Annotated in this window: 13 protein-coding genes and 1 pseudogene; 9 read left to right on the top strand and 5 right to left on the bottom strand. The window is 67.4% G+C overall.

Features of this window, described 5'->3' with window-relative positions; translation table 11 throughout:
• Both H288_RS0104250 and H288_RS32105 read right to left on the bottom strand, forming a co-directional pair.
• On the bottom strand, positions 1 to 835 hold an 835-nt coding region (locus H288_RS0104250), incomplete at its 3' end, for a hypothetical protein (protein ID WP_020091351.1).
• Between the two features lie 200 nt (positions 836 to 1,035).
• Positions 1,036 to 1,488 (bottom strand): annotated as a pseudogene (locus H288_RS32105) (IS5/IS1182 family transposase); the annotation flags it as partial.
• Positions 1,489 to 1,708: 220 nt separating this feature from the next.
• Here H288_RS32105 and H288_RS33780 point away from each other — a divergent pair.
• Positions 1,709 to 2,101, top strand: coding sequence for an Ivy family c-type lysozyme inhibitor (locus tag H288_RS33780; protein WP_081636440.1), 393 nt, complete (start codon positions 1,709 to 1,711; stop codon positions 2,099 to 2,101).
• 66 nt (positions 2,102 to 2,167) lie between these two features.
• On the opposite strand, the gene H288_RS32110 is transcribed toward H288_RS33780, so the two are convergent.
• Entirely contained in the window at positions 2,168 to 2,476 is a 309-nt protein-coding gene (locus tag H288_RS32110) for a hypothetical protein (protein WP_020091353.1), read from the bottom strand.
• Positions 2,477 to 2,646: 170 nt separating this feature from the next.
• On the opposite strand from H288_RS32110, the gene H288_RS0104265 reads away from it, so the two are divergent.
• The 8 genes from H288_RS0104265 to H288_RS0104305 all read left to right on the top strand — a co-directional run bounded on the left by H288_RS0104265 (position 2,647) and on the right by H288_RS0104305 (position 13,711).
• Positions 2,647 to 3,255 carry a PAS domain-containing protein gene (locus tag H288_RS0104265; protein WP_020091354.1) on the top strand — a complete coding sequence of 203 codons (609 nt, stop codon included), beginning with the start codon at positions 2,647 to 2,649 and terminating at the stop codon, positions 3,253 to 3,255.
• 840 nt (positions 3,256 to 4,095) lie between these two features.
• Positions 4,096 to 4,992: a LysR substrate-binding domain-containing protein gene (locus H288_RS0104270; RefSeq protein WP_020091355.1), complete on the top strand. Its 897-nt coding sequence runs from the start codon at positions 4,096 to 4,098 to the stop codon at positions 4,990 to 4,992.
• Positions 4,993 to 5,211: 219 nt separating this feature from the next.
• A complete protein-coding gene (locus tag H288_RS0104275) occupies positions 5,212 to 5,961 on the top strand; it encodes a glucose 1-dehydrogenase (RefSeq protein ID WP_020091356.1) in 750 nt (249 codons plus the stop codon).
• A 13-nt stretch (positions 5,962 to 5,974) separates the two neighbouring features.
• Positions 5,975 to 6,826: a transketolase gene (locus H288_RS0104280; protein WP_020091357.1), complete on the top strand. Its 852-nt coding sequence runs from the start codon at positions 5,975 to 5,977 to the stop codon at positions 6,824 to 6,826.
• A complete protein-coding gene (locus tag H288_RS0104285; RefSeq protein WP_026604653.1) occupies positions 6,823 to 7,845 on the top strand; it encodes a transketolase family protein in 1,023 nt (340 codons plus the stop codon). Before H288_RS0104280 ends, H288_RS0104285 begins: the two co-directional genes overlap by 4 nt.
• 303 nt (positions 7,846 to 8,148) lie before the next feature.
• Positions 8,149 to 9,165 (top strand): TRAP transporter substrate-binding protein, encoded by a 1,017-nt coding sequence (locus H288_RS0104295; protein WP_020091360.1) that lies wholly within the window; start codon positions 8,149 to 8,151, stop codon positions 9,163 to 9,165.
• Positions 9,166 to 9,177: 12 nt separating this feature from the next.
• Positions 9,178 to 11,079 carry a TRAP transporter large permease subunit gene (locus H288_RS0104300; protein WP_020091361.1) on the top strand — a complete coding sequence of 634 codons (1,902 nt, stop codon included), beginning with the start codon at positions 9,178 to 9,180 and terminating at the stop codon, positions 11,077 to 11,079.
• A 757-nt stretch (positions 11,080 to 11,836) separates the two neighbouring features.
• Positions 11,837 to 13,711, top strand: a complete 1,875-nt coding sequence (locus H288_RS0104305) for a Hint domain-containing protein (protein WP_020091363.1) — start codon at positions 11,837 to 11,839, stop codon at positions 13,709 to 13,711.
• A gap of 27 nt (positions 13,712 to 13,738) precedes the next feature.
• Here the strand turns inward: H288_RS0104305 and H288_RS0104310 are convergent, their stop codons facing one another.
• Complete coding sequence (locus H288_RS0104310) at positions 13,739 to 15,427, bottom strand: EAL domain-containing protein (RefSeq protein WP_020091364.1); 1,689 nt, start codon at positions 15,425 to 15,427, stop codon at positions 13,739 to 13,741.
• Complete coding sequence (locus H288_RS0104315) at positions 15,424 to 17,262, bottom strand: ATP-binding protein (RefSeq protein WP_020091365.1); 1,839 nt, start codon at positions 17,260 to 17,262, stop codon at positions 15,424 to 15,426. The genes H288_RS0104310 and H288_RS0104315 overlap by 4 nt, the downstream gene beginning before the upstream one ends.
• Positions 17,263 to 17,367: the final 105 nt, after the last annotated feature.

The following is a 17,367-nucleotide window of genomic DNA, read 5'->3' on the forward strand; positions in this document are numbered from 1 at the left end:
CGTTCAGGTTCGAGCTGCCGGTGTCGTTGAACTTGATGTTCATGTCATTGCCCTTGCCGGCAATGAGGTTGACGCCGTTGTAGCTGGCGTCGCTGGCGAGCTGCGTGATCTGGTTGAGCAGGTTGTTGTACTGGTTGGCCAGCGAGGCGCGCTGCGTCACGCCCGAGATCGACAGGTCGCTGGACATCACGGTGCTGGCGGCGGTGCCGTAGGTCGAGGCGGTGGTGGCCGAGGCGGTGAAGCCGAGCGCCGTCTGGCTGCCGGAGTTCTGGAATTCCACGTCCGCCTGGGCGTTCAGGACGATCTTGGTGCCGGTGCTGTCGGCCGAGAAGATCGCGCCGGCGCCGAAGGCACCGCTCGACGAGGTCGAGGCCGAGCTGACCGCGGCGTTGAGCGCCGCGACCGTGGCGCTGACGCTCGAGGAGGCGGCGACCGTGGCCGAGACCGAGCTGCCGTTGATGGTCAGGAGCACGGTCGAGGAGGCGGTGCTGGCGCTGTAGGCGTTGGCGGCGGTGCCGGTGGTGGAGAGCTGGGTCGAGAGCGCCTGGCTGGCGATCGACTTGGCCTGGCCCACCAGCTTCTGGATCGAGGTGATGCCCTGGTTGGCGGCCTGGATCGACTGGATGCCGTTGGAGATGCCGTCGAGGAGGGAGTTCAGGCTCGAGGAGCGTCCGTCGAGGGCCTGGGAGGTGAAGAAGTTGGTCGGGTTGTCGAGGGCGGAGTTGACGGTCTTGCCGGTCGCGAGCCGGTTCTGGGTGGTCGACATCAGCTGGGCGGTGTCCTGCAGCGAGAGCAGGTTCTGACGCGTCGCGGCCGACAGGGTGATCGAAGACATGGATCGCTATCTTTCTGACTCAACGCGCCGCTTTTTCGGCGGGCTCATGGACAACGGCGCTCGAAATTGATCAAGCTCGACTCGGAAACAATGCAGAAATTAAATTACCGAAGTGAACAGAAATATAACGACGCGCGTTGCCGGCGACTATACTTTTCATGGAACTGAGACACGTCGAGTCGCCCAAGGGTTGATTCTGAAGTGACGTGCCGCGTCAGGAGAGGGCCGAGGGTTTCCACCGCCATGCGCAGCATCGAGCCCTTCTCGCGCTTGGCCCCATTGTAGCCCGCTCGTTCGCCGCTCTCGGGCGAGGAGCGCGAGGTCCGGCCGTCGAGCATGGTTGCGGTCGGCTCCGGCGCCCGACCCGCGGCGAGGTGCAGCACCGCGCGCGGATCCTCGGCCCGTTGCTCGAAGCAGCCACCTGATAGTCCGCGCTGCGCCTGCCGATACACGGCAAACCAGGGCGGCAGGTCGTGCGGCCTCAGCCGCCACAGGCAGCCGGTCCTGACGATGTGGCGCAGCGCGCTGAACACCTCCCGCAACGCATGCTCGCGCTGACCGGCATCCTCGCGCAGCAGCGTCAGTTCGTGCGCGACCGGCGCCCGTTCCTCATCGGAAACGTCGGGCAGATACGGCTCGCGGGCAGGGCTCATCCCCACCCACCCGAGCATCAGCCCCAATCAGGACCCTAACAGCCTGAGAGCGCGTCTGAAGAGCAGAATGCACAATAGCCCCGCGCGGCGGTGTCGGCGGGGCCGGAGATAATGGTCTGGAAGAACCAGACGGGTGTCGCATACCGCGGACCATATTGCTAAGGCTGATGTCTTGGGTCCAGCAGTTGCCGGCGCCGGCGGCTGAGCTATTCTCATTCTTATGCACACAGTCTTCGCTGTACTCAGTCTCGTCGCTGTCGGACCGGCCGCTGCTGCGGATGTCTACCTGTTCGATCTGCTGCGCCGACCCGACTACGAGCGCGCCTACAACGCGATGCTGAGAAGTGGTCCTTCAGTGCCGAAGTGGGTGACGGCCTATAGCCGCACGTCGAACGGACCGTCCCAACCTTCCAGAGAAGTAAAAGCGGATGGCGAAACCTACCTGCTCGCTGACGTGTGCAAGGTCCACGACTGCCTCGACCATAAACTTCAGGTGATATTCGCGCCGGGCGGGCGGCGCGCGTGGGGCCGGCTGTATGAGAACGGCCGCACCAGCTGGATAGGCAGCCCATCGCCGGCGCTCAGGAAGGCGGCCGATCGGATCGGATTCTGAGGCGGTCGCATATTCCACGTCGCGACGTCCCGATCGGCTCACCGGGCGGAGGGCCGGTGTTCAGCCTCAGGCGCGCTCGGCCGTCTTCTGCATCAGCTCCAGGAGCCTGCGTCGATCCTCAGGATCACGGACTAAATTGAAAGCGGCCAGCAACTCCGCGCACTCAGCGTCGCTGGCGACCGGGGCCACCGGAATTGCCGCGGCGGACGCTCCCGCATCGACGGCGTTCGGTGGCCTGTAGAACGCAGAGGGCGGCACCTGCACCGCTTCCGCGATACGACTCAGGAGCCGTTCCGTTCTCTGTTGCCGAAGCGTCGAGACCCAGCATTCCTCCTCATGATGAAGGGCGCTGGGGGGCGGCGTCTTGCTGCTCATAGGCCTCCGTCTCGGCGTCCCGCACGCGCCGTGTACACTGTTATACCGTTTCAAATTCTATTTGAATGCGTGTGAAGCGCAACGGTTGTGCTAGCGCAAAGCTTGCCCTTTGTGGTTGTGTCGTGCGACAGGTCACATGGGTGTGAGCGAACAGCGAGAGCAGGTACGGCGTGCCGAAGCCCCGATCCCTTGGCGGTCAGACGTGTCCGAAGGCATTTCAGTCGGCGCTCGATGAACTCGACGTCATCGGCCAGTGGGAGTGGGACGCGGCGACGGACTGCGCGCGCTCGGACGCCTTCGTGGCGCTGCTCTTCGATGTCGACCCGCAGCAGGCGGAGGCGGGCGTTCCACTGACCCAATACGTCGAAGCCATACACCCCGAGGATCGGGTGCGGGTTCTCGATCTGATCCGGCGCAGCGCCGGCGAAGGTAGCACCTTCCTGACCGAGTACAGGGTCATCTCGGTCGACCGTCAGACCCGCTGGGTTCTGGCGCGAGGCCGCTTCACCGCTGATCATCAGGGGCGACCGGTCGGTGGTGGCGGCATCCTCGTGGACATCACCTCACTGCGGATGAGCGAGGGCACTTTCGCGGAGGGCACGCGCCGCCCCGATGAAACCGCGCTCGACCGGGCCGCCGATCGCGCCATCGCCGCACAGCAGGCGATTGTGGAGTTGCGAGATCCGGCTCTGAAAGCGCTGGCCGACGCGCTCTTGATATCGCTGGGCCGGAAGCTTGCGCAGCAAGAGGTGCAGGACCGGCGCCGGAAGATGAACTGATCGAGGGCGCTCTTGCCCCCTCACGACGCGGAAGCGCGCCCGACGTCACCAGCGTGTGAGCCGCGACGCGAGGCCGCTCATCGGCAGGATGGCCGGCGGCTACCACGCCATCTCCACTGACGGGTGAGCTGACGATCGATAGACTCGCGGCCGATGTGCCGGATCTCGCCTGCAAGCCTCTGCCGGCTCCGCACGCTCGCTCAGACCGACGCCGCTTCTATCAGGTGAGCGGTTACCTGTGTGGCCTGTAGGTGGTCGGCTTGGTCGTCGCCACCGGGTCGACTGATCTCGAGAACGTCGAGTACAGCGTCACCGATACCAGTCGAGCCGAGTTCGAGGGGCAGCCCGGTCTATCCTCGTCCAGCTTGTACGGCCTCATGGATTTTCGCGCGACCGGTCCCCGGATCCGAAGCGCGTCCAGAAAAGTGGGCGTGCGAGGAACGCGACGACCGTGTCGGGCTGCCGGAGCCGGTCCTGATTGTCCGCTCAGGATCGCAATCGGATGTCGCGCTTTCGTCTCGAAGCGGACATGCTGCCTCCGGTTCGATCCTGCTGATTGGACCGATGCGCGCTGGTTCCCCGCGCGGACAGAAGGGGAAGCGGTCCGATAGGTGTTGCTTCGACCAGACACTGGCGCATCATCTCATGCGGCAGGTGCCCCTATGGAATGCCTAGACCCTCAACCCGGAAGGCGACCGGTCATAAGGCGAGTAGGGCATCGTGACGCGTTATTCATTGTCGCGGATGCAGTCAGCGCAACAAGATCAAGCATCGTGAGGAAACTGCTCGCAAATAGGCGATGCGATACTCTCGTAAAATGGAAGACTTTAAGATAGCGTCATGGCTTCGGATCTTCCTTTGTCCGCGTTCCGCATCTTCGAGGCAGCGGCGCGACGTCGCTCTTTCAAGGAGGCTGCCGGCGAGCTGAACCTCTCGGCCAGCGCTGTCAGCCACGCCATGAGCAAGCTCGAGGAGTCGCTCGGCGTGCCTCTCTTCGAGCGCGTCGGGCAGGGTATCGCGCCAACGACAGCGGGAGAGGCGCTCCTCGACCACGTCAGCCGGGCTTTCGCCGAGCTGCATCGCGGGCTCGACATGATCTCGACGCGCGGCTCGCAATTGCTGCGCCTGCATTGCGCCCCGAGCTTTGCCGCACAGTGGCTGACGCCCCGGCTGTCGGGTTTTCTGCGCGACCATCCTGGGATGGAGGTGCGACTGGCCGCAGGCATGGACTACGCGCGCTTCACCAACGACGAGTTCGATGCCGATATCGTCTACGGCCCCCCGCGCGGCGAGGGCTTGCTGCGCATGCCTCTCGGCGTTGAAACGGTGACACCGCTCTGCGACCCGTCGCGAGCAGAGCAGATCAAGAAGCCGTCCGATCTGTTCCGGCATCCCTTGATCCAGAGCGACACGAAACTGGTGCGCTGGCCGCACTGGTTCGACAAGAACGGCCTGACGGCGCCGGCATCCGCAGCCCTGCGCTTCGACCGCAGCTTCCTGGCATTGACCGGAGCGGCCGACGGCCTCGGCGTCGCCCTGGAGTCGACGCGTCTCGCGGAACGGGAAATGACGATCGGACGCCTCGTGGCACCGCTTGCAGGTCGGTCAGTGGATATCCACTACACCGGTCACCATCTCGTCTTTCCGCCATCATCGCGACGGCGCGAACCTCTGAGGATCTTCGCGCGCTGGCTCGCTAGAGAACTGTCTGTATCGCTTAGCTCGGAGCTGGAATAGCGTTTAATGAATTTCATTCATGTTTGAATGCAATCTTCGCGTTTGTTCATTGCCTCTCGGGCAGCCATAAGGGCGTCAACGATAGGACGCGAGGAAACGGCTCAGACGCTGACGCCCGTCAGAGCGCGGCCCAAGAGGGTGAGCTGGCTTCATGCCACGCTTTCTCCGCCTCCCATCGCAGAAGAAGCCGGGTTCGGCCGGTTTGCAGGGAGGGTCTACATGCTTCTCGAGAACAAGGTCTGCGTGATCACCGGGGCGGCCTCCGCCCGCGGCATCGGCAAGGCCACCGCCCGGCTCTTCGCGAAGCAGGGCGCCCGCGTCGTCATCCTCGACCTCGACGCCGGCCAGGCCGAGGCGGCCGCCCGCGACCTCGGTGACGGCCATCTCGGCCTCGCCTGCAACGTCACCGACCGGGGCGCATGCCAAGCTGCCGCCGATGAGACGATCGCCCGCCTCGGCTCGATCGACGTGCTGATCAACAACGCCGGCATCACCCAGCCGCTCAAGCTGATGGATGTGGGACCGGAGAACTACGACGCGGTCACCGACGTCAACCTGCGCGGCACGCTCTACATGAGCCAGGCCGTGGTCCCGCAGATGCGGAAGCAGAAATCCGGCTCGATCGTCTGCATGTCGTCGGTCTCGGCCCAGCGCGGCGGCGGCATCTTCGGCGGTCCGCACTATTCCGCGGCGAAGGCCGGCGTCCTCGGCCTGCAGAAGGCCATGGCCCGCGAACTGGGCGCTGACAGCATCCGGGTCAATTCCGTCACTCCCGGTCTGATCCAGACCGACATCACCGGCGACAAGCTCACCCCCGAGCTCAAGGTCGAGATCGCCAAGGGCATCCCGCTCGGCCGCCTCGGCGTCGCCGACGACATCGCCAATGCCTGCCTGTTCCTGGCCTCCGGCCTGTCCGCGTACATCACCGGCGCGGTGATCGACGTGAACGGCGGCATGCTGATCCACTGAGAGGGAGGACCTCATGTCAACCGAACGGCCCCACGAGGGTTCGAACATCTCGCTGGCCGACCGGGCCTACAATATCCGCCGCCACGCCCTGCTGATGGGCGAGGTCCAGGGCCAGGGCTACATCGCCCAGGCGCTGGGCATCTCCGATGTGCTGGCGGTGAGCTACTTCCACGCGATGACCTACCGTCCGGAGGATCCGGAATGGGAGGGCCGCGACCGCTTCTGCCTCTCCATCGGCCACTACGCCATCGCCCTCTACGCGGCGCTGATCCAGGCCGGGATCATCCCGGAGGACGAGCTGACGAGCTACGGCGGCGACGACAGCCGCCTGCCGATGTCCGGCATGGCCGCCTACACGCCCGGCATGGAGATCACCGGCGGGTCGCTCGGCCACGGGCTCGGGATCGCGGTCGGCATGGCGCTGGGCCTGAAGCGGAAGAACGCGAAGAGCTTCGTCTACAACCTGTTCTCCGACGGCGAGCTCGACGAGGGCTCGACCTGGGAGGCCGCCATGTCGGCCGGGTCGTTCAAGCTCGACAACCTGATCGGCATCGTCGACGTGAACGGCATGCAGGCGGACGGCCCCTCGCACGGGGTTCTCAACTTCGAGCCGCTGGCGCCGAAGTTCGAGGCGTTCAACTGGTTCGTTCAGCGGGTCGACGGCAACGACCTCGACGCGCTCGTGAAGGCCTTCGATGCCGCCCGGCACCATCCGGGCCCCGAACCCCGGGTGATCATCTGCGACACGAAGATGGCCAAGGGCGTGCCGTTCCTCGAGGAGCGCGAGCGCAACCACTTCCTGCGGGTCGAGCCGGCCGAGTGGACGCAGGCGCTGGAGATCCTGGACGAGGGGAGGGTGCAGTGAGACGCTCGAAATATGAGAGGCCCGCGCCGCGCGTCGGTGGCGGCGCCAAGACCTCGGCGATGATCGCCTCGCTGGCCGCCCCTGGGCAGCGCACGAAGCCCGCCCCGTTCGGCCACGCCCTCGTGGAACTCGCCAAGACCCGGCCCGACATCGTCGGCCTCTCGGCGGATCTGGCCAAGTACACGGACCTGCACATCTTCGCGCAGGCCCACCCTGACCGGTTCTACCAGATGGGGATGGCCGAGCAGCTCCTGATGAGCGCGGCCGCCGGCCTCGCCCGCGAGGGGTTCGTCTCGGTTGCCACCACCTACGCGGTGTTCGCGGCGCGGCGCGCCTACGACTTCATCTGCCTAGCGATCGCGGAGGAGAACCTTAACGTCAAGATCGCCTGCGCGCTGCCCGGCCTGACCACCGGCTACGGGCCCAGCCATCAGGCGACCGAGGATGTCGCGATCTTCCGCGGCATGCCGAACATCACGATCCTCGACCCGTGCGACGCGCACGAGATCGAGCAGATGGTCACGGCCATGGTCGCTCATCAAGGCCCGGTCTACCTGCGGCTCCTGCGCGGCAACGTCCCGCTGGTGCTCGACGAGTACGGCTACCGGTTCGAGTGGGGCAAGGCCAAGACGATCCGCGATGGCCGCGACGTGCTGGTGATCTCGTCGGGCCTGATGACGATGCGCGCCCTGGAGGTTGCCGAGGCCCTGCGCGAGGATCGGGTCGACGTAGCGGTGCTGCACGTGCCGACGATCAAGCCGCTCGACGCGGCGACGATCCTGGCCGAGGCCCGTCGCGGTGGGCGCCTCTTGGTCGTCGCCGAGAACCACTCGGTGGTCGGCGGCCTCGGCGAGGCGGTGGCGGGATTGTTGATGCGCGACGGTACCCTGCCGGAGCGCGGCTTCCGTCAAGTCGGCCTGCCGGACGAGTTCCTCGACGCCGGAGCGCTGCCGACCCTTCACGACCGCTACGGCATCTCGACCGAGGCGATGGCCCGAAGCATCCGCGGTTGGCTGTAGGCGCAGCCGTCGCTCGCGACAACAAGCGACTACTCGCACCCATAGCTGAGCTGAATTGAGATGATCGCGGATCTCCGCGTCCGCGATCATGCTGTGCCGTAGAAAGATTTCTCTATTCATTCGGTCGCATCGCGCGCTCCGAGCGATGATGAGCGCCTGAAAACAATTAACGAATTCAATATTCGATCAAAAAAATAAAAACGCTCAGCAAAAGGGCGACCTGCACGCATGGGCAGAGGCCGGCGATCTCAAAGACCGTAGCAGGCCGGATCGCGCCACCGAGCATCATCAGGGAGTGACATCGTGAGCACATTCAACATAAGCCGTCGGACACTTCTTGCCGGCGCCGCGGCTGTCCCGATCTTCGGCATCATCACGCGCCGGGGCGAGGCCGCCGAATTCGGCTACAAGCTCGCCACCGGGCAGGACCCGACCCATCCGGTCAATGTCCGGGCGCAGGAAGCGTGCGACCGGATCCGCGAGGCGACGAGCGGGCGCGTCGACATCAAGTTGTTCCCGGCCAATCAACTCGGCTCGGACACCGACCTGCTGTCGCAGGTGCGGAACGGCTCGGTCGAGTTCTTCAACCTCTCACACTCGATCCTGTCGACCTTCGTGCCGGCGTCCAGCCTGCCCAACACCGGCTTCGCCTTCAAGGATTACGATGCCGTCTGGAAGGCCATGGACGGGGCGCTCGGCGACTATGTCCGCGCCGAGATCGCCAAGACGCCGATCACGACCATCTGCAAGAGCTGGGACAACGGCTTCCGTCAGATCACCTCCTCGACTCGTGAGATCAGGACGCCCGAGGATCTGAAGGGCTTCAAGATTCGCGTGCCCCAAGCACCGATGTTGACCTCGCTCTTCAAGGCTCTCGACGCCGGGGCCGCGCCCATCAATTTCAACGAGCTGTACTCGGCGCTCCAAACCAAGGTCGTGGAGGGCGAAGAGAACCCGCTGCCGATCATCGCCACGACGCGCCTCTACGAGGTGCAGAAGTCCTGCAGCCTGACCGGCCACGTCTGGGACGGCTACTGGATCCTCGGAAACAAGCGCGCTTGGCAGAAGCTGCCCGAGGACCTGCGCGCGATCGTGACCAGGGAGTTCGACCGCTCGGGTCAGGATCAGCGTGCGGACGTGGCCAGGCTCAGCGACTCTCTGCGCACGACCCTGTCAGAGAAAGGGATCAGGTTCATCGATGTCGACCGCGAGCCTTTCCGTGCCGCTCTCGCCAAGACGAGTTTCTACAAGGACTGGAAGGCGAAGTTCGGTGAAGTCGGCTGGAGCCACCTCGAAGCCGTATCCGGCAAGCTCGGTTGAGGGTGGGGTGTCATGCACGTCGATATCGCCGCCGCCGCCTCTGTCGAGGCAACGCCCAGTCACGGCCTGCACGGGCCCCCGCTGAGCGGTCACCCATGGCTCGGGACCGCCGATCGGTTCCTCGGTCATCTCGTCGAGATCCCGGCCGCCCTGCTGGTGCTGGCCGAGATCGGGGTGCTGCTCGCCGGCGTCGTGAGCCGCTACATCTTCCATGAGCCGCTCGTCTGGTCGGACGAACTCGCCGGCATCCTGTTCCTGTGGCTCGCCATGCTGGGCGCCGTGGTCGCCTTCCGCCGCGCCGAGCACATGCGCATGACGGCGATCGTCGCGATGACCGGACCCCGCACCCGCGCCTTTCTGGAAACAGTCGCGCTGGTGGCCGGCCTGATCTTCGTGAGCCTCGTCCTGCACCCGGCCTACGAGTTCGCGGCCGAGGAAATCTACGTCCAGACGCCGGCCCTCGATCTCAACAATGCGTGGCGCGCCGCTGCCTTGCCGATCGGCCTCGGCCTGATGCTGCTGGTCGCCGTCATCCGCCTCTTCGAAACGGCCGATTGGCGGATGACGGCCGGCGCGCTGGTGCTCGGCGTTGCGGTCGCGGGTGGGCTCGCCGCCCTCCAGCCTTGGCTGGCGGGGCTGGGCAACCTCAACCTGCTGCTGTTCTTCGTCGTCGGCGTCGGCGCGCTGGTCTTCTCCGGCGTGCCGATCGCTTTCGCGTTCGGCCTGTCGACCTTCGCCTACATCACGCTGACCACCGACGCGCCCTCCATGGTGGTGGTCGGCCGCATGGACGAGGGCATGAGCCACCTCATCCTGCTCGCCGTGCCGCTGTTCGTGTTCCTCGGCCTGCTGATCGAGATGACCGGCATGGCGAAAGCCATGGTCGGCTTCCTGGCCTCGCTGCTCGGTCACGTCCGCGGCGGCCTGCACTACGTGCTGGTCGGGGCCATGTACCTCGTCTCGGGCATCTCCGGCTCCAAGGCCGCCGACATGGCCGCCGTCGCCCCCGTGCTGTTCCCCGAGATGAAGGCCCGCGGCGCCAAGGAGGGCGACCTCGTCGCCCTGCTCGCCACCACCGGCGCGCAGACCGAGACGATCCCGCCCTCGATCGTGCTGATCACCATCGGCTCGGTCACCGGCGTGTCGATCACCGCGCTGTTCACCGGCGGCCTGATGCCGGGCCTCGTCCTCGCCGCGACGCTCTGCGCGCTGGTCTGGTGGCGCTACCGCCGCGAGGACCTGAGCCACGTCGCCCGGCCGTCCGGCCGGGTCATCGGCCGCGCCTTCCTGGTGGCGATCCCGGCACTCGCGCTGCCCTTCGTGATCCGCTTCGCCGTGGTCGAGGGCATCGCCACCGCCACCGAGGTCTCGACCATCGGCATCGTCTACGCGGCGCTGGCCGGCCTGCTGATCTACCGCCAGTTCGAGTGGCGGCGGCTCTACCCGATGCTGGTGACCACCGCCACCCTGTCCGGCGCGATCCTGCTGATCATCGGCGCGGCCACCGGGATGGCCTGGGCGCTCACCCAGTCGGGCTTCTCGCAGACGCTCGCCGACGTGATGAAGAGCCTCCCGGGCGGCGCGCCCGGGTTCCTGTTCGTCTCGGCCTTCGCCTTCATCATCCTGGGCTCGGTGCTGGAAGGCATACCGGCGATCGTGCTGTTCGGGCCGCTGCTGTTCCCGATCGCGCGGGCAGCCGCCGTCCACGAGGTCCACTACGCCATGGTGGTCATCCTCGCGATGGGCATCGGCCTGTTCGCCCCGCCCTTCGGCGTCGGCTATTACGCCGCCTGCGCCATCAGCCGGATCAACCCAGACGCCGGGATGCGCCCGATCGTCGGCTACATCGTGGCCCTGCTGGTCGGGCTGCTCGCCATCATCCTCGTCCCCTGGTTCTCGATCGGCTTCCTCTGAGGCGATGCAACGCGATCCGGGGCGCGACTGCATCCACTGGGATGCAGCCGCTTCCTCGTCGGGGGACTGTCCGATCAGCGCATCCTGTGAGGTGCCGCCGACCCGCGAGGCCGCACGGCCCGACCGAAGAGGGCAGTGAGCGCGGCCTGTCGCTCATCGGTCGCCCTGGACAAGGCCACGTGCTGGATCGGATCGCCGCTTGCCCCCGCGATCGCGAGCGACTGCGCCGGCTCCTTCCAATGCACGCGCGTTCTGGCCCGGAAGATCGGAGCCGAAATGGCTTGCGGGCCGGCATCGATCGCCTGCCTGAACAGCCTCTACGGCGACAGCAGGGGCGGACCCGAGGCTCATCGCGCGGCGACGTCCGAGCATCCGGTCGAGCATCACCCAGCGTTCCGATCCGCTGGCCGCGATGACGCGGTAGAGGCCCCCGCCGTCACCGGCCCCCCAGCCCGTCACGGCCGTTCCGTGCGGCGCCTCGATTGACCGTCAGCCAGTACGGCCGCAGCCGCGCGGCGCCGTGACTGATTTGCGCCACGTGGCCGATACGGTTAGTCAGCCTTAACCGTGTCGTCTTTGCCTGCTCGATGGCGCGACGCGACCGGCGGGCGTTCAGGCGATGGCCTGTCGCAGCCGATGCTCACTTCGTCCGCGCGACACGCAGGACATTATTAACTATTCGCGGATTGCTTGTTGGCAATCTTGATTTGACAGCGCGCCACGTCCGGCGAACCAGAATGGTGATGAGACGGCGTCGATGCTTGATCTGACGGGCTATCGCCTGACCTACGACGACGAGTTCAACGCGCGCAGCATCTCGCAGAACGGGGTCGGGACGACCTACCGCGATATTCGCGCCGAGTGGCGGTACGACGCCAACTCCGACATCGGCTTCGGCCGGTCCTCGTTCCTCGATTCCGGGTCCGGTTACGATCCCTTCAGCGTCCAGAACGGTGTCCTGACGATCACGGCGGCGCCGCCCGGGACGAGCGCGTCCGGCTATCCGGGGAGCTGGCAGTCCGGGCTCATCAGCACGCAGGGCAACTTCTCGCAGACTTACGGCTACTTCGAGATCCGCGCGGATTTCTCCAACAATCCCGATGCCTGGGACGCCTTCTGGCTGCTGCCGAATCAGCAGAGCCCGCAGTCGAGCAGCGCCAACGGGCACCAGGAGCTCGACGTCGTCGAGCATTACGGAAACAACGACCGCGGCGTCTACAGCACGATCCACACGACCGACCCGCAGCCGCCCGGAACGACCTGGCAGCAGACCCGCCAAGTCTACAGCGAGATGCCCAATCCCAACGGGTATCACACCTACGGCATGAACTGGCAGGCCGATCGCATCAGCTTCTACGTGGACGGTCAGCTCGTCGGTTCGCAGGCGACGCCGTCCGACCTGCACAGCCCCATGTATCTGCTGGCCAACCTGGCCGTGCAGAGCACGGCGACGACGGGCACCCGCTTCAGCTCGAGCATCGACTATATCCGCGTCTACTCGAACAACCCCAACGCGGTCGCGGTGCCGCAGGACCGCGTGTCGTCGCCGGATGGCCGGGATCCGGGTCTGTACGGGGCGACGGCCGGTCTCCGGTCGGGCGCCGGCGCGGCCGGAGCGCAGCCGGGCGCGGCCGGGTCGAACTCCGGTTCGACGGCGCCTGCATCGGGCGCCAACGGGTCGAATGGATCTTCTCAATCGTCCTCGGGGACGGCTCAAGGGACCGCGGCGCCGGGAAACGCCCCGTGCTACTGCACCGGCACGTCCATCAGGACCGACCGCGGCGACGTCGCTGTCGAGCGGCTCGCGGTGGGCGACAGGGTCGTCACGGCCGCGGGCCTGCATCGGCCGATCCGGTGGATCGGTCGCCGCACCTATCCCGGATCGTCGGCCCCGCCGACCGAGCGGCCCGTGCGCATCCGGGCCGGCGCGCTCGACGACGGTGTCCCCGCCCGCGACCTGCTCGTCTCGCCGGACCACGCCGTCTGGCTGGACGGGCTGTTCGTCGCCGCCGGCCACCTCGTCAACGGAACCAGCATCACCCGCGGTGAGCGCGTGATCGATCTCACCTACTGGCATATCGAGCTCGACAGCCACGACCTGTTGCTGGCGGAGGGCGCGCCGGCCGAGAGCTTCCTGCCCGCTCCCGGCCTCCGGCGGCTCTTCGACGGCCGCGATCCGGACGACAGCGCGATCGGTCCGCAGGCCTACGCGCCGCGCACCGCGCTCGGTCCCCAGCTCGCCGCCCTGCGCAGGCGGCTGATCCGTCGGGCCGGCGCGACGTCGCGTCCGGGCGCCGTGCGGGCGTGGCTGGATCGCTGCGCGCTGCGCGCGGACGGCGCGCTGCGCGTGGCCGGCTGGGCCCACGACGCCGCGCAGCCCGACGCCCCCGTATGCTTGGACATCGTGGTCGACGGGACGATCGTGGCGGTGACGGTGGCGGCGGAGTACCGCGCCGACATCGCGGCGGCGGGCGTGGGCGACGGCCGGCACGGATTCGACCTCGGCGTCGAGGCGCCCCTCGCTCCCGGTGTGCCGCACGTGGTCGAGGTGCGTCGCTCGATCGACGAGGCGGTCATCTGCGCCATGGCCGCGGACGCGGCGGGCGTGTGGCGGCCCCTGCTGGCCGCCTGACGCGCCACCGCGGCCGCGCGGCGGACGTCAGGCGCGCCGCATCAGGCTGGACGCGCGGAGGTCCGACGCGCGCAGGTCCGACGCGCGGCCGCGCGCGGCCGGACCGCGAGCCCCGGACATGCGCGGCGGCTCGGCCTGCCGGATCTGGTCGAGCAGCAGCGGGCGCGCGAAGTAGTAGCCCTGGGCGCAGCGGATCTGCGTGGCGCCGAGCAGGTAGGCGACCTCCTCGAAGGTCTCGACGCCTTCGGCCACCACCGTCATGCCCAGCGCCGCACCGAGCGACTCGATCGCTTTCAGGACGATCTGGCTGCGCGGCCGCTTGTCGATGTCGGTGATGAACGAGCGATCGATCTTCAGCTCGTCCGCGGTGATGTCTGCCAGGGCCGCGAGGGACGAGTAGCCGACGCCGAAATCGTCGATCGAGACGCGCGCGCCGATCGCCCGGATCTTCGGCAGGACCTCGCGCTGGAAGCGGCCCGTCGTGAAGAAGGCCTCCTCGGTCAGTTCGAGCACGAAGCGCTCCGCGAGGCCGGTCTCGCCGAGAGCCGCGCAGAAGGCGGTCATGAACGGCACGTCGCAGGCCTGTTTGGCGGCGATGTTGAGGCTCACAGTGACGTCGGGTCCGAACACCTCGTCGATGTCGGGCATCGCCTGCACCGTCTCTGCCAGGAGCTGCAGGGTGATCTCGTTGATCAGCCCGAGCTCGATGGCGAGGGCGATGAAGTCGCCGGGCGCCTGGATCATGCCGACCTCGTCGCGCCAGCGCAGGAGCACCTCGACGCCCGTGACCGCGTGGGAGCGCATGTCGACCTTGGGCTGGAAGGCGCAGCAGAAGCAGCGGTCGCGGATCGCCAGCCGGAGGCGCTGCTCCACGGCCATGCGGGCCGTGGCGGCCTGGCTCATCGCGTCGTCGAAGACGCTGACGCCGCCCTTCAGCTCGCCCTTCACCCGGTACATCGCGTTGTCGGCCTGCCGGGCGAGGGTCTCGTAGCTGTCGCCGTGCTCCGGGAAGAGGCTGACGCCGATGGAGGCGGAGGCGAAGATCTCGTGCCCGTCGATGAAGAACGGCTGCTTCAGGCGCTCCGAGATGGCGCGCACGGCTTCCAGCGCTGCATCCCCGTCGGTGACGGGGGCGAGGAGCAGCACGAACTCGTCGCCGCCGATCCGCGCCAGGAGGTCGCTCGGGCGCAGCGCGCCGCCGATCCGGTCGGACACCTTGCGCAGCAGGGCGTCGCCCGCGGCGTGGCTGTAGTAGTCGTTGATGTGCTTGAAGTTGTCGAGATCGATGAAGGCCAGGGCGAACCGGTCCCCCGGCGCGGATCCCGCCAGGACATCCGCGATGCTCTGCTCGAACATCGTCCGGTTGGGCAGGCCGGTCAGCGCGTCGATGAAGGCCTTGGTGATCAGCTCCCGCTGGATCCGGTGATGGTGCGTGATGTCGGTCAGGGTCGTCAGCGTAAAACCGTCCCGGCCCTCGGCGACCGGCCGCGTCCGCACCTCGAACATCCGGTCGTCGAGCGCCTCGACGGTCGCGGCGTCCCGGGCGCTTCCCGCCGCGGCGGGAAGCGCCTGGACGGCCCTGTCGCCGAGGGCGCGCGCGGCGGCGTTGGCGAGGACGCAGTGACCCTGCGTGTCATGGACCACGACCCCGACAGGGAGCGCCTGGAGGGCGGCCTCGAGCAGGGTTCGACGCTCCGGGAAAGCGGGCTCGCTCATGCCCCGCCCTGCTGCCAGAGGGGCTTGGCAGGCTGGGCTCCGGTCTGGGCACCGGTCTGGGCTTGGTCGCCGCCCTCGAGGGGGCGGCGGAGAAGACGGCGATGCACCTGCTCGAGGGCGGCGCCGTGCGGGCTGTCCGAGCCCGCCTCGCGCCCGAGGCGCGCCGCCGCGGCCGGATCGCTGTCGTACCCGGCGACCTTGTTCATGGTGGCGCCGCGCCAGCGCTCGACGACGGCGCCGACGAAGGCCGCGCCGGCGACGGTGGCGTCGTCCTCGACGGCCCTGCCGCTCGCGTCGTTGCGCGGGTGACGGGCCGACGGCAGCGGCCGGAAGGTCATCCGCGCCGGGATCGGGACGCCCTCGCCGAAGGCGATGACCTCGCCGGTGCCCAGGGACGGCACGAAGGTGAGGAGGTTGGTGGCGTCCGAAACGGCCGCGGCCAGGAAGGCCTGGTCGCGCGCGTTGGTCATGCGCATGGCGAAAAGGGTGCTGCATTGCGACATGATCGTCGCGTCGAGCTCGGCCGGGCGCTGGGTGACCAGCCCGAGATGGACGCCGTGCTTGCGGCCCTCGCGGGCGATCCGCGCCAGGGCTCGGCGCGTCGGCGTGAATCCCACCGACCGGTCGGCCGAGGCGAAGCGGTGGGCCTCCTCGCAGACGAACAGCAGCGGGACGGCACCCTCGCTCCAGATGCCGAACTCGAAGGCGAGGCGGCAGAGCACGCACACGACGGCGTCGACGACCTCCATCGGCAGGCCGGCGAGCTGCATGATCGTCATCGGCCGCCCGTCGGGATCGAGCCGGAACAGGTGCGCCAGGATCTCGCCCATCATGTCGCCGCCGACATTGGCGTTGTCGAACATGAAGCCGTGCCGGGGATCGTTCCGGATCGCCTCGATCCGGGTGATCAGCCGGTGATAGTGCATCCGGGACACGCGGTTCTCGAGCCGACCCATCCGCTCGTCGATGAGCGCGAGCAGGTCCTGCAGCATGTAGGGGACCGGCGTGTCCACCGTGTAGCCGGCGCCCTTGCCGAAGGGCCGCTTGACGATCTGGCGGTCGCTCGCCTCCTTGTACTGGCCGTACTTGCTCTTCGCGAGGGGGATCACCTCGGCCAGGATCTCGATCTCCTCGTCCACGGCCGGCCGGCCGCCGTAGATGACGTCGGCGATCTCCTCGAGGTTGAACAGCCAGAACGGCAGTTTGAGGGTCCGCGGGCTGATGACGCTCGCGCGGTCGCCGAAGCTGGCGGCGTACTCGTTGTGCACGTCCAGCAGGAAGACGCGCACGGACGGTCGCGCCCGCATCACCTCGTCCAGGATGACGGTGACGCCGCTGGACTTCCCGACACCGGTCGCACCGAGCACCGCGAAGTGCTTGGAGAGCAGGTCGTCGATCTTGATGCAGGCCGGGGTCTCGGGATCCTGGTAGAGCGCGCCCACGGCCGCCGTACCGGTCGCCGAGACCTGATGGACGATCCGGAGGTCGGTGGCGGACAGGAGTTCCACATCGTCGCCGATTGCCGGATAGCAACTCACGCCGCGGCTGAAGCGGTGCGCCCCGTGCGCCGCGACTATCTCGCCGAGCAGGTCGAGGATCGCGTAGGCGCCCGGACGGTGCCCGCGCTCGCTGCCCGAGGACAGCGTGGTGACGATGCCGACGAGGATCGCCTCTCCGGCACGGATCCGGACCAGATTGCCGACGGTGACGCGCACCCTGGGCCGGCCGCCCTGCACGATGAGTTCGAGATGGACCTTGGATCCCTCGATCGACGTCACCGCGCCCATGGGCGACGCGGCATCGTCGTGCCGGACCGTTCCGTCGCCGCTCAGCATCGTTCGCACCCTGGTCAGAAACAGAATCGGCGCGATACTGGTCGGGCGTGATTAAAGTTCTGACAAAGAAATAAGCCCAGCGGAACAATGCTTAACCGATGCCTT

The sequence above is a fragment of the Methylobacterium sp. 285MFTsu5.1 genome, assembly GCF_000383455.1.
Lineage (GTDB): Bacteria > Pseudomonadota > Alphaproteobacteria > Rhizobiales > Beijerinckiaceae > Methylobacterium.